Raw genomic sequence first — 21,056 nt, forward strand, 5'->3', positions numbered from 1 at the left:
GTCGAGCAAAGACGCTTCCCCAAAACTTTACTACAAACAGCTAAGGTAATTTTCAGAAAAAAAATGTGTCCACGCGCAGTTGGTACTAGTCGCTCAACCTACACTCAACAAACAAGTGCTGCTAAACTTTGGCTACTACTGGTGGGAGTTAACCAGTACCAAGATGAGCGACTCCCAAATCTGAACTACTCAGCCTTGGATTGTCAGGGGTTAGCAAAAGCTTTGGTTGGAGCAACCGAGCATTTTCCGCAAAAAGAGATAAAAATTTACCATGATTTTGCTCCACAATTACCTTACTTAGACACTGTTCGTGCTAGCCTTCAAGAAATCTCCACGGCTGCTCGCCCACAAGACACAATTCTATTTTATTTCTCCGGTCATGGAATATTTGTGCCAAACACTTATCAAACATTCCTATGTTTGGCAAATACTCAAAAAGATGACATACTCAACACGGGTTTAGCCATACAAGAACTGTTGCAATTGTTGGGGAAATGTCCGGCACAAAATCAGCTAGTCTGGCTTGATGCCTGTCATAGTGGTGGAATGACACTTAGGGGCGCAACCGTAGCAGAACCTTTACTGAATGCTACACGTCAACTGGTGGAAGTTTTGCAGAAAGTCGCTGCGACGAGTAAAGGATTTTATGCCCTGCTTTCTTGTGACACCGATCAGCAATCTTGGGAGTTTCCAGAACTAGGGCATGGGGTATTTACTTATTATTTGATGCGCGGATTGCAGGGAGAGGCAGCAGATTCACAAGGAGCGATTTCTGCTGATGGTCTTTATCGCTATGTTTATCACCAAACTCTACAATATATAGATAAAACGAACCAACAACTGCGCCTGATTAATCAGCAGAAACGTGGCAAAGGGGACACTCAGTTGTTTCGGGAATATCCCTTACAAACTCCTAAACGAATTGTTGAAGGCGTTGGGGAACTGATTCTTGGTTCAATTGGGGCAATTGAGGAATCACGTCCCAAAAGGCAAGCACTTGTTGCAGAAGGATGGAGCGGTACTCAAACAACACTTGCTTTTTGTAAAGTTTTGCGTAGTGCTGGTGGCTTTGAGTTGGAGTATTTACCTCGACAGGGGAAAGCAACTGCTAAAGAGGTTCGAGAAGCAATTCAAGAATTTTTGTATTTACCAAACCAAAAACAACATAAAACTGAAAAACCAGCAACAGTATTGTTGTATTTGCGCGGACGATTGGAGGAAACCCCTACAGGAGAAGTTGCCTTAGTACTTTCAGAAGATGTTTGGTTGAGCCGCGCTTGGTTGAGACAACAGTTACGTCGCTCTCAAGCCGCCCAACAGATTATCATTTTAGATTTTTTGGCGGGGGAGAGCGATCGCACCCTCCTACAGGAATGGATTGAAGATTTGCAAATCGGCTCTGAAAAAGCACAATGTATTATTGCTGCGAACTCGCCCCGTCACAATTTAGAACAATTTGCAGATGCTCTGGTAAATACTCTCACAACAGCTTCTAAACCGAATGGCTTATCAATAGCGGGTTGGATTACTCAATTGCAAGTCCGCTTGGCTGGAGCTTTTCCACTCCACATTTGGCTATCAGGTACGCAAGGTATTATCGAAATTATACCTGCATTTACCGAGACACGCAGTCAGAAGAAAGCGGCAGCATTGGACTTAGGTATTTGCCCTTACAAAGGTTTAGAAGCTTTTGGTGAAGAAGACGTTCAGTATTTTTACGGTAGAGAAACCTTAACCCAACAGTTGATTAACGACTTAGCACGCAATTCATTCCTGGCGGTGGTAGGAGCTTCTGGTAGTGGGAAATCCTCCGTCGTACAGGCGGGATTAATGACTCAACTGCGTTCTGGTAAACAATTACCTGGTAGCGAAAATTGGTGGATCAAAAGTTTTAGACCTAGCGCCCGACCCCTAGAAGCGTTATCGCGACGATTGGCGGCTTCGGGACAAGAGGACAAGGGGACAAGGGGACGAGGGGAAGTAGGGGGAGAAATGACCTCCTCATCTCCTCACCTGATACTAGAAGGGTTACTCTACCAAGGGGTAGAGGGTTTTGTCTACTGGGTACGCAGCCGCCCGGAACCAATGGTAGTTTTGGTGGTAGATCAGTTTGAAGAACTTTTCACTCTTGCTCCTGATGAAGATAGAAAGCGATTTTTAGAACTTGTGTTGGGTGCGATAAAATACGCTTCTGACAGGTTTAAATTAGTCATCACTTTACGAGCAGACTTCATCGCCCCCTGCTTGGAAGTACCAGCACTGGCTATACTACTACAACAGTCGAGTGTACTGGTTCCTCCCAGATTGAGTCATGATGACTACCGCCGTGTTATTGTCAACCCAGCCGAACAAGTCGGTCTAAAAGTAGAATCTGGACTCGTGGAAATTCTTTTACAGGAGTTAAACGACTCTGTAGGAAATTTACCGCTCTTAGAATTTGTACTGCAACAGTTGTGGGAATACCGCCAGGAGGGCGAGCTAACTTTAGCCGCTTATCAGCAACATCTTGGGGGAATTAAAGGTGCTCTAGAACAAAAGGCACAAGCAGTTTACGATGGTTTAGATAGTCTTGCACGAGATTGCGCTCGCTGGATTTTTCTGTCACTGACTCAGTTAGGAGAGGGTACAGAAGATACAAAGCGAAGGGTATTGAAGTCGGATCTGGTTGTGAAAAAATATCCCGCCCCTTTGGTGGAAAGAACATTGCAAGCTTTAACTGCGGTAAAACTCATAGTCGTCAATCTGGAGGATGAGGGGAAAGTAGGCGGGGACAAGGGGGACAAGGGGAACCAGGAGGAAATACCACCTGCTTTGTCTCTACCTGCAAATGCGGTGACTATAGAAGTTGCTCATGAAATTCTCATTCGTCACTGGTCAACATTGCGTTGGTGGCTGGAGGAAAATCGCAGTAAATTGCGGCTACAACGTCAAATTGAGCAAGCAGCCGTTTTGTGGAAGCACAAAGACGAACAATCTGATTTTTTATTGCGGGGCGTGCGTCTGGCTGAGGCGGAAGAAATTTATGTCAAATACACTGATGAATTGTCTGACGATGTCCAACGGTTTATTGCGGCTTGTCTGGAGGAAAGACAACGACAACAACTCGAGCAAAAGAAGCGATTGCGACAAGCTCAAAGGGCTGTTGCAGTTATGAGCGTACTTGGTGTTACAGCGACGGGTTTTGGTGGATTGGCTTATTTCAAACAACAAGCAGCCCAGGTTAGGGAAGTTGCTGCTTTGAATGCATCATCTGAAGCGCTGCTATTATCCAATCGTCAGATGGAAGCATTAATCGCAAGCGTGAAAGCTGGGGAACAGTTTAAGCAAGTTTTTGCACCTGCAAAAGATGTGGAGCTAGCAACTGTGGCGACTCTCCAGCAAGCCGTTTACCAAACTCAAGAGATTAACCGCTTGCAAAGTCACGCTCAACAAGTGAATGCTGTTAGTTTTAGCCCTGGGCGTAAACTTCTCGCCTCCGCCAGCGATGATTCTACTATAAAAATTTGGAGTGAAGATGGCAAATTAATCTCTACTTTCCCAGCCCAGGAAGGTAGAGTGACGAGTATCGCTTTTAGTCCGGATGGTAAATTTCTTGCCTCTGGAAGTACTGATAAAACTATCAATATATATTCTATTGATGGCAAGGTAGTACAAATTTTGACAGGACATAGTGATATCGTTACGAGTGTTAGTTTTGGGACAACCCTTGTGGAGACGCGCCATGGCTCGTCTCTACATTCTTTTTCGGAGAGGGGAAGACAGGGCGGAGACTTTATCATTGCATCTGGTAGCAGAGATAAAACTGTGAAACTCTGGCGCATGGATGGCGGGTTAATTAACACATGGAATGCCCATAACGGCTGGGTTAATAGTGTTACCTTTAGTCCAGATGGTAAGTTTCTTGTCTCTGGTGGTGAAGATAACGTTGTCAAACTTTGGAATGTAGCTGATGCTAAATTAATGAGAACTTTTACCGGACATACAGAACGGATTACTCGTGTCAAATTTAGCCCTGATGGTAAAATTATTGCCTCTGCTAGTGGTGATAAAAGTATCAATTTATGGAAGTTGGATGGTAAATTATGGCAAACTCTGGGGGGTAAAAAGGGTCATACTCAGCAAGTCAACAGTATTAGCTTTAGCCCGGATGGTCAACTTGTTGTTTCTGCTGCTGCTGACGGTACTATTAAGTTTTGGAGTTTAGATGGTACTTTGTTGGCAGCTATTAAAGGGCATGATGAACAAGTTAGAGATGTAAATGTTAGCCCTGATGGTAAAATTCTTGCTTCTGCCAGTGATGATAAAACTATTCGGTTTTGGAACTTAACCAATAGTAGCAGAGCGCAAGAAGATAGTATTTATAGTGTGAGTTTTAGCCCGGATGGCAAAGTTTTGGCCTCTGCTGGATGGAATGGAGAAGTCAAATTATGGCAGCATAAAAAAATGACGAGTGCGTCTTTATTGAAAGCTTTTAAGAGCGAGCAAGATATCATTTATGCTGCGATTTTTAGTTCTGATGGGAAAACTTTAGCAACAGCTGGTGACAATAAAAGTATTAAAATTTGGAATCTAAGAAATAACCAGTTAATTAAAACATTAACAGGGCATGAAAAAAGAGTGACTAGTATCAGTTTCAGCCCAGATAATGAAATCATTGCCTCTGGAAGTGCAGATAAAACAATTAAGCTATGGCGTCTTGCTGATGGCAAGTTATTAAAAACACTGTCAGGACATAATGATGAGGTGACAAGTGTCGGTTTCAGCCGGGATGGTAAGATGTTAGCTTCTGGCAGCTATGATAATACTGTGAAACTTTGGGGTGTGGATGGCACTTTGGTGAAAACTTTGAAGGGTCATAGTTTAGCGATCGCACACCTTAGTTTCAGTCCAGATGGCAAAACCATAGCTTCAGCAAGTTGGGATAACACCATCAAACTTTGGAAAGTTCCAGATGGTGGGTTAGTTAATACTCTCACAGGGCATACAAACGGTGTAAAGAGCTTGAGTTTCAGTTCAAACAGTCAGATACTAGCTTCTGGTAGCGCTGATGGTACTATCAAACTATGGAACGCCATGGATGGTACTTTGATGAAAACGCTATTGGGACATACTGGTGAAGTGAATAGCGTCAGTTTCAGTCCAGATAATAAACTGTTAGTTAGTGGTGGGAATGCTGGCATGATGTTGTGGAATTTAGACTTAGATAATCTTATGCAGCAGGGATGTACAAAGCTAAAGAATTACCTAAAAAATAATCCGAATGTGAGTGAGAGCGATCGTAATATTTGTCAAGCATCCAAATAAAGGATTTTGTAAGGGACTTCCAAATAAACAATATCCAACTTTCTCTTGTGGTGTGGGCTTCTAGCCCGCCACTGATATAGGGGTTGCACAAAGTTTTACAACCCTTGGTTATGCGCTACAAAACTTTGGCAATGGAAGCGCTTATTGAGGTGGACTGCTACCGCCATTGCGATCGCGTAGATATTCCCAAATCCGCCGAATCTCGGATCGGAATTCTTGGCGATCGCGCTCAGCTTCCTGGGATGCAATACGTAAAGCAACCTGATGGTCACGGGCAATGTCAGCAAGTCGGTTGACAGTTCGCTCCAATCTAGCGGCTGTCTGGCTATTGGCACGGGTTTCCCGTCTATTTCCATTCTGGATTGTGCGAATTAGGTCAATTTCGTCCCCTAATTGCTCTAATTGCTCGTCAATGTTGTCCAAGCGTGCGGTTATGTCTTCTGGTTGTGCGTTGGTCATTTGTTTTTCTCCTTAACTTGCCCTTGGCGTTCAGCGATCGCAAAGCACATTCAACGAATAATTCAGAATTAATCGAAATAATAAGGCTTTCAGCCTCTACGGTGGGGGGCAAGCTTTTACTTTAAAAAACGGCAATCTTTTCCTTTAAGTCACACACATATACTTTTACAACATACTTTAAGAAAAATTAGAAGGAATTATGGCTCTTGCGTACTTAACGTGCTAAATTGAGTGGCAAAAGAAAATGACTGACCTGCTCTCTGACCTGGTATAGCGCGACAAACTTCTTAGCTTAGGCATCCACATAGCGATACGCATGGACGGCGTTAGCGCTTACGCTATCGCCCATCTCAAGTCAAAAAGACTGCACAAAATTACGCACTCTTGGGAGAAATCGCCACCCTACCACAGGCACTTTGTCAGCAAGTCATAATGATGTAGGGGTTGTTTGCGGTAATTTATGGGTGTATGGCGCGAGAAGTCCGCTAATTTGGTCAAATTCTTGTCCGTTAGGCGAAAGCTATTGATACGAATTGCTACCCTAGCTGCCTTGCTTGGAGCGATCGCAACTTTTGCAAAACTGTATCCCTTTGAGGGTGTTGGTGAGTGGACTGGTATCGGAAAAGACTCAAATAAATCAGTAACCACAGAGCAAGAAATCAATCCCAAAACTAAAGAAGTTATTAAAATAACAAAGAAGGAAACTGAAAACTTCCAATCTTCCAAGACTCTGTGGGATTGGTTGCAACTTGGTGGCGCGATCGCTATTCCTTTCGCACTATTTTACTTTGAACAAAGGGAACAGAGACGTTCTGATAAACGCGCTCAAGAGGAGAAAGAGCAGGCGGAAGAACAAGCTAAGAGTGAAAAAGAAATAGCAGACAAGAATTTACGTGAACAGGCGCTTGAAGCTTATATTGACCAAATGTCCGAACTGCTAATTGATAAAAAACTAAAAGTATTGATTGATAAAAAATTAGAAAAATCAGACCCCGAATACCTTGTGCTAGATGCAGCGCTTGATATAGTGCGTGCTAGAACATTATCGATGCTGCGAAGGTTAGATAAAGACGAAGAACGGAAGGAAAGCATTGTTCGATTTCTGGTTGATGTAGGACTTACAAGTAATCTGGATTTGAGCACTGCCAACCTCAGTGGTGTTAACCTCAGTGGTGTTAACCTCAGTGGTGCCAACCTCAGTGGTGCTGACCTCAGTAGTGCTGACCTCAGCAGCGCCAACCTCAGTAGTACCGACCTCAGTAATGCCAACCTCAGCAGTGCCGACCTCAGTAGTACCGACCTCAGTAGTGCCGACCTCAGCAGTGCCATCCTCGGTGATGCCATCCTCATTCATGCCAACCTCGTTAATGCCAACCTCAGCAGCGTCATCCTCAGATATGCCGACTTCGTTAATGCCAACCTCAGCAGCGCCATCCTCAAAGATGCTTACCTTAGAGACGCCGACTTCAAGGATGCCGTTCTTATCGATGCCAACCTCTTTGATGCTTGCCTTAGAAACGCCAACCTCAAAGATGCTAACCTCAAAGATGCCAACCTCAGTCTTGCCGACCTCTTTGATGCCAACCTCTTTGATGTCAAAAACCTAACTCCTGAACAAGTTAAAGAAGCCCAAAACTGGGAGAAAGCAAAGTATAGTGAGGAATTTCGTAAGCAACTGGGCTTGCCACCGGAACCTGCTAAGTAGATCGGGAGAGAGTGCCTGCTTGAGCAATTCGGCAGTATAGCCGTTACCGAAGGTATCGCCTACCCTGTATTGCCAAATCCCGCCAAAAGATGTACTAGTATCTTGCGGAGTTTGGCGAGTTTTTATGAATAAGGCGCAAGCAGCACAATTCCTTGGGGTCAGTGTCTGATTGCTAGAACGTTTCGTCCAGCAAGGAAAAATCAGCGTTCGGTATGAGAAAGGTAAGACCCGACCTACAGCCAATTTTGATGAAACGGAACTGGCAAGATTTAAAGAGGAATTGAATCAGCCTGGTTACAAACCTGCTGTAGAATCCCGCCAAATAGCGTCAGTGGAACACGGGCAGAAAGATACAGAAAATTCCCAGAGTGAGGAGTTGGCGGATTTTGACGAAGATCCACCAGATGATGTTCGCCAAATCACGACAATCAAACACGACCAGCAAGATACAGAAGTTTACTCGGTTGGCGAGATTGCGGAGTTTGGCGAGAATCCCAAAGTGATCGAACAACTGTCAGCAGTCATTGAAGCGTTATTAGCTAGGACTGGGGATGATACTCGTGTCCGCGTAGGTGAAAAGTTGCTACTAACCATTGCTGAAGCTCAAGAGTTAACTGGGTTACCTCGCCAAATTCTGAGAGACGCCATTACAGAAGGAACTCTTAAAGCCAAGCTAATTGGTCGGACTTGGCGGATTAAGCGATCAGACCTGGAAGAGTTCGTAGAACAGTTGTTCTGAAACTCGCCAAATGCAGCCGTATTACTTTGAAGCCTTAGACCTTCTTGCAATTAATGCACAAGCTATTGATTTAGTTTGATTCGTGTTTTTAGGGTTAAGGCTAGAGACGCTGAGATGAAGTGCCAACACTATAACTGATCTTCTATCGAATCTTTTATCAGCTTAGCTCCTTTTGCAATGTCTTTGCGAATTCCATCCAATTTTTCTGAAGGTACCCAATCACCAATGTGAGTAACTCGGTACTCATCTGTACGTCCTGTTCGTTTAGTCTGTGTAACGAGATTCGCTTTGACAAGAACTTTTACTGCCTGCTGAGCTTTCCGCATACTCATTTTGCAAATCTCTGCTGTCTTACGAAGGCTTGCAAAGCAGACTCCTTCAGGCTTACCGCCTGTTCTACGGACTATATGAGCATAGATTCTAAACTCATAGGGATCTAGTCCATATTCGTCTAAAAGGTTGTGAATAAATGCGACGGATGATGGGAGAGGGGTTGCTACTGTAGAAGATTTAGACTGTTTGCCTGACCTATTTTCCTGAGTTGGCATACTACGTATATTGTACTTGCATATGAACATTGTAGCTTTACCCACGCATTATATGCCATAGCTCTGTTATTGTTTATATGTATTTTTTAGTAGTAAGAACTTTAAAGTTATTCCTTGGGCTGTGCAAAAAATTGGTATGATAACAATACAAGGTACGACTGGAACGTTTAAGGGGCTTCCCTAGATACCTTAAGTTCGTGAAAACAAATATTTTTACTTTGGGATAATCAAAAAGGAGAGCAGCAGAAAGCAGAGAGCAAAGGGTTTTCAATTCCTTCATCTTTCTTTATCTAGCTATATTGATTATCTTTACCAAAGTTTGCTATATCTCATAACATCAAACTTACTTACCCAGTTTTTTGTTATAAAAAATTTTATATAGTAAACCATGCCACACCCGTAGCACTTGCTTTTACAGTTTGCTAGTATTATGATGTCTTTAAGTATTAAAAACCCGGAACCTAGGCAAATCTCAAGCCCAGGCAGCCGAGCTCTTTTCTCATGTGTTTTTTTAATTTTATCACGATTGGGAGCTTGGCGGAAGCTTGGCAGGAGCTTTTTTCTATCCAGAGGTTTTTTATAGGCTAAAACCTACTGTTAAAGGAAGTAATAGTGAATACACCAAGCCACAATCAAAATCCTTCGCTCAATTGTGATATGAACTCAAACATTAAATTGACAAGCGAAACTAAGGTTAGTTGCCCTGATGAAGGTTTGCATCTCGAAATTAATGGTGAAGATTTCAGTGGTCAAAATTTGACTAATCGTCGGTTTAATGGAACAAGATTTAATGGGTGCAACTTCAGCTACTGCATTCTCAATGGTGCAAAATGCCAGGAAGCACAATTTACGGGAGTCAACCTATCTAACGCTAAATTCATTGGAACTAATTTATCTAAAGCAAAGTTTAGAGAAGTTAATCTAAATTCAGTTGATTTTACGGGCGCGGAAGTGAACAACGCCGAGTTTGCCAAGTGTAAAGGCTTGCATTACGAGGTGAAGCGGGATTTAGAATCTAGGGGTGCAAAATTTTTTGAGGATGTTGATTCTCCGACAGGTAAAGTCCAGATACTGGAAAAAATTATTATCCCCCTGCTCATTGGGCTAATTGGGAGTGGTGGCATAATTGGGCTTTTTTCGTCAAAGGAGCAACCTTCTCCCATTATTGTACCATCCACCAGCAAATCCCCACCACCTAGAAACAACTAAGACCAGATTGGCACCAGGACGAGTTATCGTCCTGGTGATACTATGTCTAGGTTCATAGTCTCCTTCCTGTACAGATGTCTTATTTTGGAGCGATCGCCCAATACCAAAAAAATACACCTCATATAACCTGTAATGCAGGTTATATGCACCGTTATGGAAATTTTTCCTTAACGATATCAACTTGGCAACTTGCCAGTAATTTTAGCTGTAGCGAACTTACCAAGAAGCTCAATAATTTTTGCAAGGCTATTGATAATTTTGGCATCTTCCAAGGTTTTTGCGTTCTACCCAGCTTTTTTTTGCAACGCCGTCGATTTTGAAGTAACGGTCGGTCGATTTTGCTCGTTTGGCTCATCGCATAGGTGAGACGTTGACAGCCGCGACACGCCAGTTTTGAAAGTTTCAGGTACAGAACTCCCACTTTTTTACCGCATTTTGGACAGAGAATCCACGGTCTTAAACCACCGTAGTTACACTGGTACCATGTCAATTTGACGACAAACTCACGCCGACAGAGATTGAGCGTCACGTGCTCAAGTCCTTCATGAATCTTGTTTTTGAGGCTTGCCACTTGAACTCTTGGACACGATTCCACAGTATCTTTTCTAGCCAAATAGCTTGGTTTTCTCCCCGATCCAAACCCACCCATAAGTGTTTTTATCCAAATAATTAGGGAATTTTTGCAGATTCTATCACGAACATCGCTCAAAAGTCTTATTGGGCAAAGGTTTCGAGTGCAACCCTTGTTGTCGCGCTTCTTAGCACTCAAGATCGCGTTCTTTTATGCAGTCTTTAACGGCACCAAGCAAAGTGGAGAAAGACTCATCCAGCGTCATTTCATCATCGCTCTTGTACTGCATCTCATTGGCTAGACTTGCCAACTTACCAAACTGACGGCACGTCCACTTGGTAATGACCAATTCAGCCAGGGCATCAATATTGACGCCGCTAACCGTCCGATCCACAAGCGATGCCAGCTTATTTCTGCCGCCGATACGCTCAAGCAAGCCATTGTCAGCCAGCCAACTGGTAACACTAAGTAAGTCAGTTGGCTTGTGTTTGGCAGCCAACGCAGCACAAGCCTGGTAAATATCCCTATGGGCGCTGATGTAAAAATGCTCCGGTTTGAGGCGATCTCCAACACGCATAAAAGCATTCTCATCTAACAAAATTCCACCTAAAACCGCCTCCTCAACCTCAATGTTCTGGGGCGGCAGCTTCCAGGGTTCAGCCGGGATAAGCGCAAAACAGGACACGTTGTAAATTTTTGTTGCAGACCGTGTTTTATTGATTTACCAACTTGCCTATAAATGATACTGGAGCAATCAAAATTTTGCACGGGAAAACTAAGCTTTCACCCCTTTTCGTCACTTACACTTGCTCATAAATAATCATTTTTGGTGATGTTTTGATATTTAGCCGACATCAAGCCACGTTTGAAACAACGGTAAATCAATGGTTTTGACCAGATGCGTTACAAAACTTTACAATGTGTCCCAATTTGCACGTATCCCGGCGGACACCCAATTAGTTTCAACTCTTGTTTAGTTTTAAGGTGAACTTGGATTTTTAGGTTTGATAAAAATACAATTGACCGTGACATGACCATTAGAAGAGTAGGTACAAGTTGTACAACGGTTAGTACCATTCACTCCCTGTTTATTGGTGCCAGGAGCATTGGTGGTTTCACAACTTTTCTTTTCAGTTGAACCACCTTGTGGCGCTGCAATGGGTAGGTTGGAACCGGGTTTTGCTGGACGTGAACTGGCTAAGGTGTATTTTGTGGAGTGAACGGCATCGCTACAGCTTTGGGATACAACTTCCGCTTGGGGTTGTGTAGCTATTGCTGTAGTGGAGACTAGCGCAGTTGCTAGAATAGTGATGCCCATAATGGTTGTGCGAATGCGATTTATCATAAGACGTGATTTGGATTTGTTGTAGTAAAGTTTGTTTGGGTTTGGTTTAACCCCTTCATTTGTTTCTATGTCCGGTTCCTATTTTTTATGCATCCCCAACAAAGCACTTCCGATCTGTAACGGGCGAGACGCCCGTCCCACAAGAGATTTTTTGATACTTGTTTATTTGGAAGTCCCTAAGCAAAAATTAGAAACCCGGTTTCTTGAAGAAACCGGGTTTCTGGCACCTCAAGTGTCATTAACCGAGCAGTATTGGCATGGAATAGTTTCAGTTAAAATAAAATTTTGCGGATATTGAATAATCGTAATTTATAACTATATATTTGCCAAGCTTAACTATAAAAATCAACTAATGTAATTTCTTTTATACGGGTAGCACCGCTTTCTCGACGCTTTGGAATGCCACAACCACAATTTAGATGTCTTCGAGCTTGGATTTGTTCCAGATTAATAATTACAGGTTTTGTCTCTAGGTTTTCTGGAAATCGAAATGAATTGTATTTGTCTGAGTGGTTAGCAGATATAGTCATTATTCCTATAGCTACCATTGAAGCAATTAAGTATTGGTATTTCATGTTTCCTCTGAAAAAACTAATTGCACTAGACCAATACCGATTTGTATGTGCCTTACTGAGGAAATATGCAGTTTCAATTACATAAAAATATGATTTAGTTAAGGATTTTTGGTGAGAATTCCGTAATGTATACGCATACGAGATATTAAGCTTTACAACTCAGAGAAACTTCTATACGCAGGATTATATTTTGAGGCGAAAAATCAACCAGAGCGAGCACAGAGCTAATCCAAAAAGTAGTTAGCGAACAAATTGATGATTGTCTGTGGCACGTGATAACATGAAATTTAAGTATGAAACTCCACGCAAACACATAAAAAACTCAATTGAGAAGTTGTCCAGAGCATTTATGGAAAAAGTGGCGATTATTGGTGCTGGGCTTGGAGGTTTGGCTGTTGCTGTAGCACTCCGGAAACTGAGGTATGATGTTCAAGTGTACGAAAAAGCACAAGATTTTCGTCCGGTTGGTGGTGGCTTGGGTTTATTACCAAATGGTTTAAATTTCCTTGATGCTATTGAACCTGGGATAGTAGAAACTATCAAAAATTCAGGTTGCGAGGTGAGCACAACTGTTTTAAAGAATACTCAAGGTGAAACAATTCGCACTAACCCAGCAAGTAGATATCAGGATAAATATGGTCAGCCATTAATTACTGTTTGGTGGTGGCGTTTGCAGCAAATTCTGGCATCTAAACTCCCGTCGGAGAGTATTCATCTTGACCATCGCTGTATCGGTTTTGAACAAGACGATCGCTGTGTATCAATATATTTTGAGAATGGGGAACAAGTTAGTGCAGATTTACTCATTGGAGCCGATGGTATCAACTCTGCGATTAGAGAAGCTTTAATTGGAGACGGCAAACCCCGCTATTTAGGAAGTATGTCCTGGCGTACTGTGATTAATTGCAATCAAGAAGTACTTAATCCGGGTGAACTCGGATTTGTTAAAGGCGATCGAGAATTTATGTATCTGCTGAATGTTGGGGATGGGTATATTTCGTGGCTATATCGTAAGTTATTACCAGATTTTACTCTTTCCCAAAATGTGGCTGAGGTTAAATCTAGGGTTCTCGATCGATTAGCGGACTGGGGAGAATCATTGCGATCGCTTGTGGAAGCAACTCCAGCCGAGCAAATTTTGGAAGCACCGATTTGCGATCGCTTACCGCTCAACTCTTGGAGTCAAGGAAGAGTGACTCTATTAGGTGATGCGGCTCACCCAATGGCACCTGCTTTGGGACAGGGAGCAAATAGCACGTTTGAAGATGCGTATGAATTAGCGTTGTGTTGTTCCCAATCATCCAGTATTCCAGAAGCTTTAGCTACCTACGAACAACGCCGCATTCCCCGTACACATCTGATACAAACTCGTAGTGCATTGGGCGAAATGCGTTACTACACAGCCGACACAGAAGCTGCTAATCAGCAAATGCAGGAGCAGTCACAGATGAGTCCTGAAGAATTTCAAGATTGGATTTTTAATTACAAGCTTTATTGGTCGAAATTACTGCCAATTGGCGAATAAAACTCAAGAATAACTGGATTTTGTTCATTTATACGCTAAAAATCTGTATAATGTCTAAATCTGTACGTTATATAGGAAATTTCTGTATATCCCTTGGCGTTATACAGAAGCTTTCTGTGTAATCACTATCGGTGAAAGAAAAATCAATGAACACAATTATCTGCAACTGCTTGGCTAAAATTGCCTTATTAGCTACAGTCACCTCTATGACTGTAACTTTACCTTTAGTACAGAAGGTCACTGCTCAGTCAACTTATCGTTTAAAAACACAATTTACGGGCAATAACAAATGTTTGGACATTATTAACGATGGCGTAAATAATCAACCTATTATGGCTGATTGTGGGAATTTTTCCGGACAATTGTGGAACGTAGAATCTACAGAGTATCCAGGTTTTTATCGTTTGAAAACACAATTTACGGGCAATAACAAATGTTTGGATATCATTAACGATGGGATAAATAACAAACCTATTATGGCTGGATGTGGTAACTTTTCTGGACAATTGTGGAAGGTAGAACCTACAGAGTATCCAGGTTTTTATCGTTTGAAAACACAATTTACGGGCAATAACAAATGTTTGGATATCATTAATGATGGGGTAAATAACAAACCTATTATGGCTGGATGTGGTAACTTTTCCGGACAATTGTGGAATTTATCTTTCTGAGTTTTATAGCACCTTACAAAAAACTGTGGACTAGTCGCAGGTAGAAGAAGCATACAAGGCAAGCAAGAGTATCAAGATTGAAGTTGCGATCGCCCATGGCGGGCGATCCGCGCCATCGCACTCACACGTTTCTCAGTAGTGTTTGCCTTGTATGCGATATTAGAAGTTAAAAGTTGTACGAATAGCTCCTACAAAAATATCGTTGTTTCCAGAAATGTGTCCGGGGTCGGTGACAATAAAAAAGCCAGGAGTAATTGCTATGTTTTCGTTGACGAGAAAGCGGTAGAAAACTTCATAGTGAGTAGAATTTCCGGTATCTGCTTGTTCAATTAAATAACCAGCATTTAATTTTGGGGGTAAACCGAATAAAAATCCAAATAAATCTCCTCTTCTGCCAAAGGGGTCGTATACGCCTAAAGACAATAAATAAGTGCTACTTAATACAACAGCATCTGACTGTAAGGAGTTTGTCACCATTAAACCTCCCCAAGCACCAAGAATAAGTTGATCTGTTAATTGCCATCTTATACTCGTGTTGATAGCATGAATCTGAGAAGGTTCGTTGATTCCTCCAGAGGTATCAGCATTGCTACTACCTGTACCAGTGTCTAATTGACCATCACTAGAATAAGCATTCACATAAGCTAAACCTGCAACCAATGAGCTTGTTGGTTTGTATAAAACTTGCACTCCTAAAGCACTATGGTCTGCACCAAACAGACCGTCTCCACTACTGTTACTATTCCGAGTCCCATAAGCAAATTGTAAGCGCATACGATCAGAAACTAACCAGTCAAAGCCCAAACCAGCATCAAGACTCCCAATTTTAAAGACAGGAGTTGAACCAGCAAATAGGGAAAGCGCTCCCAAACCAGCATCGGCGTAGGGTGAGGAGTTGGGGGTGAGAACACTACTTAAACTAAAGCCTACAGGCTTGAAGGTGAAAACGACGCGATCGCCTAGTGCAGCAAATCGGTATTCTAGAGAATCCAATAATACATCGTTGTTATAATCTGCTTGCCAAGAAAGCCTTGCCATGTTGGTGTTAAACGCATCAGGATTTCCAAAACCATCATTGGCAGTATTACCTGTGACCAACCCTACACGAAATAGGTCTTTGCCGGTGAAAGAGGAAACAAGTTGTAATTGTGTCAAGTGACTGAGAATAGTGTTTGCTTCTCCTTTCCCTGGTGGATCGCCTCCAGAACCTGTCGCTAGTCCAAAGATAACTTGTCCTCCCAACCGGGCTGTAGTTGAAAATTGTTGTGCTTGTATATTTGCAGTATGAGCTTCAAGAGTATCTATACGACTTCGTAAAGTGGCTGATTCTGGTGCAAATTCTGCTTGCAACTGTTGTAACTTATCTAAATCTTCTTTTTTGACTTTTTCGATTAACCCAGCAGCAAGTAATTCATTAACTTTATCTAGTACGGCGTTCAATCCAGCAGCGAACTCATAACGAGTTAAGGTACGGTTACCTTTAAAAGTGCCATCAGAATAACCAGCAATGACACCATATCGTTCTACTAAAGATTGCAATGCAGCAAAAGCCCAGTCATTCGGTTGCACATCAGACAATTGCGATACTGATGTTAAACGTTCCATAGTGCTTGTATCTGGAGCTTTTGATTCTTCTCCCCTTTGAGTGACTTCGCTTAAATTCTTTATATTATCTTCGGAAGTCATGGGAAGTGAGAAACTAGGTTCAAATTGTTCTGGAGCAGTTATTTGAATGGTATTCTGCTGTGGGGAAAAAGAGTCAGTATTTGGCAAATTTTCTGGAATAAATTTGTTATCTTCTACGTCTTCATTTGTATTGGCTGCTATAACTGGTGTAGATAAGAAAAATAGAGAAACTCCAGATAGGAGTAATAAATCTTTTATAACCACAATCACACCCCCACACCGAATATTTGTTATGAAAAATCAAAAATTAGCGATCGCGTATAACTCCAGTGGTTAAACTTCCACGATAAGGAGCGCCCACGGCTGGTTCTTCACCGTTTACACCAAAAACTTCTATACGCCTCGCTTGACCATTACGTTCAATCACTGTGCCACTCGCGTTGTTCCCACTCAACCCGGCATTATTTGACACACCTGTGCTACCATTAATGTTAATGGTCTGCTTGTCAAAATTTACTTCAATGGGAATTGAAGAGTTCGGATTATTATCAGGTATGAACTGAGCAGTATTGTTGTCAATTCTTCTAAAAATACCAGTGAGAACTTGTGGGTTTCTAATCCTAACTGTTGGTGGTTGGCGAGGATTCAAGTCACCTTCTGTACCACCAAGCGCATCTCTTAAGAATGAGCTAGTAAATCCCTTCATTCTTTTGGCTTGATTCTTCAGCGCTGCTAAAGTTTCAATCCGAACCGCTTTGAGTGTCTGCTGCACTGGAGGAGATTCTTGTGCTACCAGGTTTTCTTCCCCTGCTCCAAGACCATCTGTCAGTGCAATGATTTTATAAAACCCCTGCAAGTCGAATTCTTGAACATTTCCCACCAATCCATTTTTGACTGCTACTGTCTGACCGCCAAGGAGAGAAACGGTTTTTTTCAGTTGGCGATCGGATATTTTGATGTCCCCGTCAGTGAGAGCAAAAACTTGTGTGGTGTTATCTGTAGCATTATGTACAACCATAACCGCGCTCCCCTTCTGTGCTGGTAGAAAGAGATTGGGCGTTGTAGATGGCGGTTTAACAGTGTCGTTGTTATTTTGACTTAATTTGATGCTTTTGTTGGCGGCGAGACTGATAATCTGTGCTGGTACTAAGAGATTTGAAGTTGAGGAAGATGTGGTTGCGGGGCGTGCTGCTAGGATGCTGATTTGGCTTTGAGGTGTCGCGACTTCAGTACCAACACTACCAGGTGGACTCAAAATCAATGCTGTGCCATTCTCAAGCTTAAATATCATTTCATTCAAGGCAATGCGATTTGGAACCTGAAAACGGCGTAACCCTGGTTCAAAACGGAAGGTGGTACTTTCATCAACCCTAGCCACAGTCTTTTCATTGAAGAGAAGTTGCGCCTCAGAGTTTGTCCCCGTCTTGATTGCATCTTGAGGAACTATTACATCTTTCAATGCGGCTCGACGTGGAGACTGGTTTTTTAGTAACAAATCCACTATACCCATACGCAACAGCTTGTCAACTTCTGCACGGGTTAGCTCGGGGTTCTTTTGAGCCAGCACAGTTGTTGTCCAACATAGCGCTAGCAAAATGCTGACAACTAACTTTTGAGCCAATGACGACATTTGTAACCCCATAACAGCCTTCCTCATGGAAAATACTGGATATATTTTTGATTTGATGTAATGTGATTCATTTAAATATAGTTATTTTCCGTATAAAGTTTATAAAATTTTTACTAAACTCAGTACAAATCGGTGTGTTCAATCAGCTTAATTACAAAAAGTTTTATGTATAAATGAACCGCAGAGGACGCAGAGAGCGCAGAGAAGAGAAGCGGAGCATAGGGAGAAATTTTAGAATGAGAAGGAAAGGTTTGAGCAGAATAAAAAGCAATCTGCAATTACCCACTAATTACGGGGAAGCGCTCAAATTTATAAAAGCGCGTATTCAGTCTGCCCAAATTTAAGCTGTAGTAACAGTCAACAAAGAACTGATAGTACTTTGTCATAGTTTTGGGCTAATGTCGGCAATTCATCAAACAAATCGTCTGGATCGATGGTCGTTTTGCACGGCAGTTGCAGGTCTTTCATCCAGTTCGTGCTACTTTGTTGTGCCTTGAATTCTTGCTTCCTGACTCTTTGTGCTTTCTTACTGATTTCTTAAGAGCTATAGTATAAGCTATTTGGTTGCTTTGATTCTAAACTTATTTTTTATTTTTTGGTTACTATTTACGCCACAAAGCTGAAGTTGATGAGTATCTTGTAGAGCGCCAAAACCGTGCAACTGAGGTTCGTCAGGAGGCTGAGAAGCGTTTCAACCCGGTTGGGATACGCGAGCGTTTATTAGCTCGGCGTAACCAGCAAGGGTAATCTGATATGTTGCGATTCCTGGCTGACGAGAATTTTAACAATCAGATTGTCCGTGGTGTTCTTCGTCGAAACTCCAACATTGATATTGTTCGTGTTCAGGATGTAGGTTTATCTGAGGCAGAAGATCCAATTATTTTAGAATGGGCGGCACAACAAGCGCGAGTTGTGTTAACTCATGATGTGGAAACGATGACCAACTTTGCCTACTCGCGAGTGCAAGCAGGTTTATCAATGCTAGGGGTATTTGAGGTGAGTCGCCGTGTCCCAGTTGGTTTAGCAATTGAAGAGATTTTACTGCTAGCAGAGTGTAGCTTGGAGGGTGAATGGGAAGGGCAGGTACGGTTCTTACCTTATTATGGCTCACAGACATTGAACGGTTCCTTAATTATTGTTACTAACAGGTTGATCTGGGTAGCTACTCATATTAGCCTTAGTCCATGAGCAATGTATTGCAGTGTATCCATAGATGAATAAATTATGTGCGTAATTTAGCGTAGAGTATGTGATGTATAGTGTGACACGTTATACAAAAATCGGATCTATTTTATTCATCAGAGCATTACTTAAGGGTAAATAACCATGTATTATTCAGGGAAAAGTTTATATTCGGGAAAGTTTAAACAAACAGGTAATTCGTGTGCCGCTTCAACATTAATGATTGCGCTTCACGAAAGAGATTCTAAAAATTCAGTAGATGCTACTCAGGAAGAAACGCTGTACGCTGAAACTGTTGAAAAAGTTGATCCACGCTTAACACAGCATCAATATTCATCGCCCCAAAATATTCTTGCTACTGCCCGAAAAAACGGGCTTAACGCCGCACTCTATAAAACAGAAGAAATTAGGTTAAGCGATTTAGCCGATGGACAGGAGCAACAACTGAAGGATTTCGTAGATACGCAAAGTCCGACAGTTGTAGATCGAGCTCAACTTATTAAACTTTTGGACAGCGGCTGGTTACAGGTCTTGACTTATGCAGATAGAGATCAAGAGAAGAAGCACTGGCTTCTGTTGCGGAAGCAAGGCAGCTCGTATTACCTGTACGACACAGGGCGTGGGGTTAACCAAGAAGTGGTAAAAATCGATGATATACTGGCTTTTGATCAACTATTTGAAATCAATAAACCCAATAACGACGAATACTGTTTTTTGGGTGTTGCAATTCATCTAACATAATTCACTCATTTTTTGATCGAAAGATGTGTAGACCTGAGCGTGGTTGGTAAAGTAAAAGCTGCTAGTACAGGTGATTGGAATACTTGATTTTACAGGGTCAAAACTATGCCAATTCTTAAAACTCCTGCTCTTCGCATGTATGCAGCAGAACATGCTGCGTCGTGGCTTGCGGGACAAACCCTCGACATGACAACTAAAAATGTTTGCCAGGTTGCCTTAGCTGCTTGCGGACGGTTCCCCTAGGATAACTTGCACGATAATCTTCTAGGGGTAAAAGTAGCGAAGAGAGATTTTGCCGCCACGCGACGGCTGAAACATTTACCCAGATTAGGCTTCTGAAAAAAAACCGAAATTAAGCAGTATCAATTTGCAATCGCTCGTTCATATCCAGTCGAAAAGTGCCGTAAGGATTAACATATACCCAAATCAACGGTGATAGCGCCCGCAAATCTTCTTTTTTCATCCGTGTCATCCAGTCTGCTTCTGCCAAAACTCTCTGAATCATCAAAGTATTGATGTAAACAAGACTTATTTGCACTTCTGTGGAGGCACAAAACTGATAATTCTTGTTCATCCAAGCGGTTAGTAGCAATCTCACTGTTTTTCCCGTAAAAAATCAAACCATTAGCACTATTCCAGTTCTCCACCACATTCAGACCTTCATTAATCTCACGTCGTAAAGCTTCAAAATGGAGGTAGTGACGCAAGAAGATTGTTTTGACTGCTTGCTATGACTGGGTTTGAGGTCGATTGTAGGCAGATTTTGTAACCCCTTTAAACGGCGCAATTGCGTTGGCTGCAAATGCCAAATCCGGAACGAGGGTTTGATTGCTGATGAGAAGGAAGTGTGCAGTTTGCCAAGTGGCTGCGAGGAATTGGGCAAGTCTTGTGTGAAGCTACTGTGAAGTAAACACAATCACCAAAGCTATCTTATGTCCCCCTTTCGCCCATACTTCACCTCAGCTACCACCAAGCGCATCATCAGTTTGTGTAACGTCTTCACCAGCAAAAAGCTAACTTACGAGCAGAAAATGGCAGCCATCGAAATGCTGTTGCGTCATCACGAGAATCACGTGGAGATGCAAGCTTTAGAATCTACTGTTCACCGCCAACAGAAAATGCCTACTGAGAAGGTTGTCATTGTTGTGTTTTCAACTTTCAGTAAACCAAAAAGTTTTTTCTAAAAAGGTGATTCTCAAGAATTTTGTATTCTGCAATACTTTTTG

17 protein-coding genes and 1 pseudogene are annotated in these 21,056 nt (G+C 42.2%); 9 read left to right on the plus strand and 9 right to left on the minus strand.

Annotation, left to right across the window (positions count from 1 at the left end; translation table 11 throughout):
- Positions 1 to 63: 63 nt before the first annotated feature.
- Positions 64 to 5,304 carry an nSTAND1 domain-containing NTPase gene (locus WA1_RS28940; protein WP_017747107.1) on the plus strand — a complete coding sequence of 1,747 codons (5,241 nt, stop codon included), beginning with the start codon at positions 64 to 66 and terminating at the stop codon, positions 5,302 to 5,304.
- Between the two features lie 141 nt (positions 5,305 to 5,445).
- On the opposite strand, the gene WA1_RS28945 is transcribed toward WA1_RS28940, so the two are convergent.
- Positions 5,446 to 5,763: a hypothetical protein gene (locus WA1_RS28945; RefSeq protein ID WP_017747106.1), complete on the minus strand. Its 318-nt coding sequence runs from the start codon at positions 5,761 to 5,763 to the stop codon at positions 5,446 to 5,448.
- Between the two features lie 502 nt (positions 5,764 to 6,265).
- Here WA1_RS28945 and WA1_RS28950 point away from each other — a divergent pair.
- Positions 6,266 to 7,468 (plus strand): pentapeptide repeat-containing protein, encoded by a 1,203-nt coding sequence (locus tag WA1_RS28950; RefSeq protein ID WP_272819250.1) that lies wholly within the window; start codon positions 6,266 to 6,268, stop codon positions 7,466 to 7,468.
- A gap of 169 nt (positions 7,469 to 7,637) precedes the next feature.
- Positions 7,638 to 8,207 (plus strand): helix-turn-helix domain-containing protein, encoded by a 570-nt coding sequence (locus WA1_RS28955; protein ID WP_017747104.1) that lies wholly within the window; start codon positions 7,638 to 7,640, stop codon positions 8,205 to 8,207.
- 128 nt (positions 8,208 to 8,335) lie between these two features.
- Here the strand turns inward: WA1_RS28955 and WA1_RS28960 are convergent, their stop codons facing one another.
- On the minus strand, positions 8,336 to 8,755 hold the full coding sequence (locus WA1_RS28960) for a helix-turn-helix domain-containing protein (RefSeq protein ID WP_017747103.1): 420 nt from the start codon (positions 8,753 to 8,755) through the stop codon (positions 8,336 to 8,338).
- A 657-nt stretch (positions 8,756 to 9,412) separates the two neighbouring features.
- Between WA1_RS28960 and WA1_RS28965 the strand changes: the two genes are divergently transcribed.
- Positions 9,413 to 9,964, plus strand: a complete 552-nt coding sequence (locus tag WA1_RS28965; RefSeq protein ID WP_158516715.1) for a pentapeptide repeat-containing protein — start codon at positions 9,413 to 9,415, stop codon at positions 9,962 to 9,964.
- Between the two features lie 151 nt (positions 9,965 to 10,115).
- On the opposite strand, the gene WA1_RS28970 is transcribed toward WA1_RS28965, so the two are convergent.
- The 4 genes from WA1_RS28970 to WA1_RS28985 form a co-directional block, all read right to left on the minus strand.
- Complete coding sequence (locus WA1_RS28970) at positions 10,116 to 10,535, minus strand: hypothetical protein (RefSeq protein WP_158516716.1); 420 nt, start codon at positions 10,533 to 10,535, stop codon at positions 10,116 to 10,118.
- Positions 10,536 to 10,722: 187 nt separating this feature from the next.
- Positions 10,723 to 11,220: a DnaB-like helicase N-terminal domain-containing protein gene (locus WA1_RS28975; protein WP_017747100.1), complete on the minus strand. Its 498-nt coding sequence runs from the start codon at positions 11,218 to 11,220 to the stop codon at positions 10,723 to 10,725.
- A 294-nt stretch (positions 11,221 to 11,514) separates the two neighbouring features.
- Positions 11,515 to 11,880 (minus strand): hypothetical protein, encoded by a 366-nt coding sequence (locus WA1_RS28980; protein ID WP_017747099.1) that lies wholly within the window; start codon positions 11,878 to 11,880, stop codon positions 11,515 to 11,517.
- A gap of 332 nt (positions 11,881 to 12,212) precedes the next feature.
- On the minus strand, positions 12,213 to 12,410 hold the full coding sequence (locus tag WA1_RS28985; RefSeq protein WP_148662787.1) for a hypothetical protein: 198 nt from the start codon (positions 12,408 to 12,410) through the stop codon (positions 12,213 to 12,215).
- A 394-nt stretch (positions 12,411 to 12,804) separates the two neighbouring features.
- Here WA1_RS28985 and WA1_RS28990 point away from each other — a divergent pair, with 394 nt between their 5' ends.
- A complete protein-coding gene (locus WA1_RS28990; RefSeq protein ID WP_033336285.1) occupies positions 12,805 to 13,980 on the plus strand; it encodes an FAD-dependent oxidoreductase in 1,176 nt (391 codons plus the stop codon).
- 146 nt (positions 13,981 to 14,126) lie between these two features.
- Entirely contained in the window at positions 14,127 to 14,651 is a 525-nt protein-coding gene (locus WA1_RS28995; RefSeq protein WP_017747096.1) for an RICIN domain-containing protein, read from the plus strand.
- Positions 14,652 to 14,810: 159 nt separating this feature from the next.
- Here the strand turns inward: WA1_RS28995 and WA1_RS29000 are convergent, their stop codons facing one another.
- Both WA1_RS29000 and WA1_RS29005 read right to left on the minus strand, forming a co-directional pair.
- Positions 14,811 to 16,547, minus strand: coding sequence for an iron uptake porin (locus WA1_RS29000; protein ID WP_017747095.1), 1,737 nt, complete (start codon positions 16,545 to 16,547; stop codon positions 14,811 to 14,813).
- Positions 16,548 to 16,584: 37 nt separating this feature from the next.
- Positions 16,585 to 17,934, minus strand: coding sequence for a FecR family protein (locus tag WA1_RS29005; protein WP_272819252.1), 1,350 nt, complete (start codon positions 17,932 to 17,934; stop codon positions 16,585 to 16,587).
- A 726-nt stretch (positions 17,935 to 18,660) separates the two neighbouring features.
- Between WA1_RS29005 and WA1_RS29010 the strand changes: the two genes are divergently transcribed.
- Both WA1_RS29010 and WA1_RS29015 read left to right on the plus strand, forming a co-directional pair.
- On the plus strand, positions 18,661 to 19,095 hold the full coding sequence (locus WA1_RS29010; RefSeq protein WP_017747093.1) for a DUF5615 family PIN-like protein: 435 nt from the start codon (positions 18,661 to 18,663) through the stop codon (positions 19,093 to 19,095).
- Positions 19,096 to 19,233: 138 nt separating this feature from the next.
- Positions 19,234 to 19,830, plus strand: coding sequence for a hypothetical protein (locus WA1_RS29015; RefSeq protein ID WP_148662788.1), 597 nt, complete (start codon positions 19,234 to 19,236; stop codon positions 19,828 to 19,830).
- 352 nt (positions 19,831 to 20,182) lie between these two features.
- On the opposite strand, the pseudogene WA1_RS53400 reads toward WA1_RS29015, so the two are convergent.
- Positions 20,183 to 20,558: pseudogene (locus tag WA1_RS53400) on the minus strand (Tn3 family transposase); the annotation flags it as partial.
- A 204-nt stretch (positions 20,559 to 20,762) separates the two neighbouring features.
- On the opposite strand from WA1_RS53400, the gene WA1_RS55525 reads away from it, so the two are divergent.
- A complete protein-coding gene (locus tag WA1_RS55525; protein ID WP_148662789.1) occupies positions 20,763 to 21,014 on the plus strand; it encodes a hypothetical protein in 252 nt (83 codons plus the stop codon).
- Positions 21,015 to 21,056 lie beyond the last annotated feature (42 nt).

This window comes from Scytonema hofmannii PCC 7110 (assembly GCF_000346485.2).
Classification (GTDB): Bacteria; Cyanobacteriota; Cyanobacteriia; order Cyanobacteriales; family Nostocaceae; genus Scytonema; species Scytonema hofmannii.

Bases quoted from the DNA above. Each gene is read 5' to 3' on its own strand.
- WA1_RS28940 (WP_017747107.1), top strand. From the start codon at position 64: ATGTGTCCACGCGCAGTTGGTACTAGTCGCTCAACCTACACTCAACAA.
- WA1_RS28945 (WP_017747106.1), bottom strand. From the start codon at position 5,763: ATGACCAACGCACAACCAGAAGACATAACCGCACGCTTGGACAACATT.
- WA1_RS28960 (WP_017747103.1), bottom strand. From the start codon at position 8,755: ATGCCAACTCAGGAAAATAGGTCAGGCAAACAGTCTAAATCTTCTACA.
- WA1_RS28965 (WP_158516715.1), top strand. From the start codon at position 9,413: ATGAACTCAAACATTAAATTGACAAGCGAAACTAAGGTTAGTTGCCCT.
- WA1_RS28980 (WP_017747099.1), bottom strand. From the start codon at position 11,880: ATGATAAATCGCATTCGCACAACCATTATGGGCATCACTATTCTAGCA.
- WA1_RS28985 (WP_148662787.1), bottom strand. From the start codon at position 12,410: ATGACTATATCTGCTAACCACTCAGACAAATACAATTCATTTCGATTT.
- WA1_RS28990 (WP_033336285.1), top strand. From the start codon at position 12,805: ATGGAAAAAGTGGCGATTATTGGTGCTGGGCTTGGAGGTTTGGCTGTT.
- WA1_RS28995 (WP_017747096.1), top strand. From the start codon at position 14,127: ATGAACACAATTATCTGCAACTGCTTGGCTAAAATTGCCTTATTAGCT.
- WA1_RS29005 (WP_272819252.1), bottom strand. From the start codon at position 17,934: ATGAGGAAGGCTGTTATGGGGTTACAAATGTCGTCATTGGCTCAAAAG.
- WA1_RS29010 (WP_017747093.1), top strand. From the start codon at position 18,661: ATGTTGCGATTCCTGGCTGACGAGAATTTTAACAATCAGATTGTCCGT.
- WA1_RS29015 (WP_148662788.1), top strand. From the start codon at position 19,234: ATGTATTATTCAGGGAAAAGTTTATATTCGGGAAAGTTTAAACAAACA.
- WA1_RS55525 (WP_148662789.1), top strand. From the start codon at position 20,763: ATGTCCCCCTTTCGCCCATACTTCACCTCAGCTACCACCAAGCGCATC.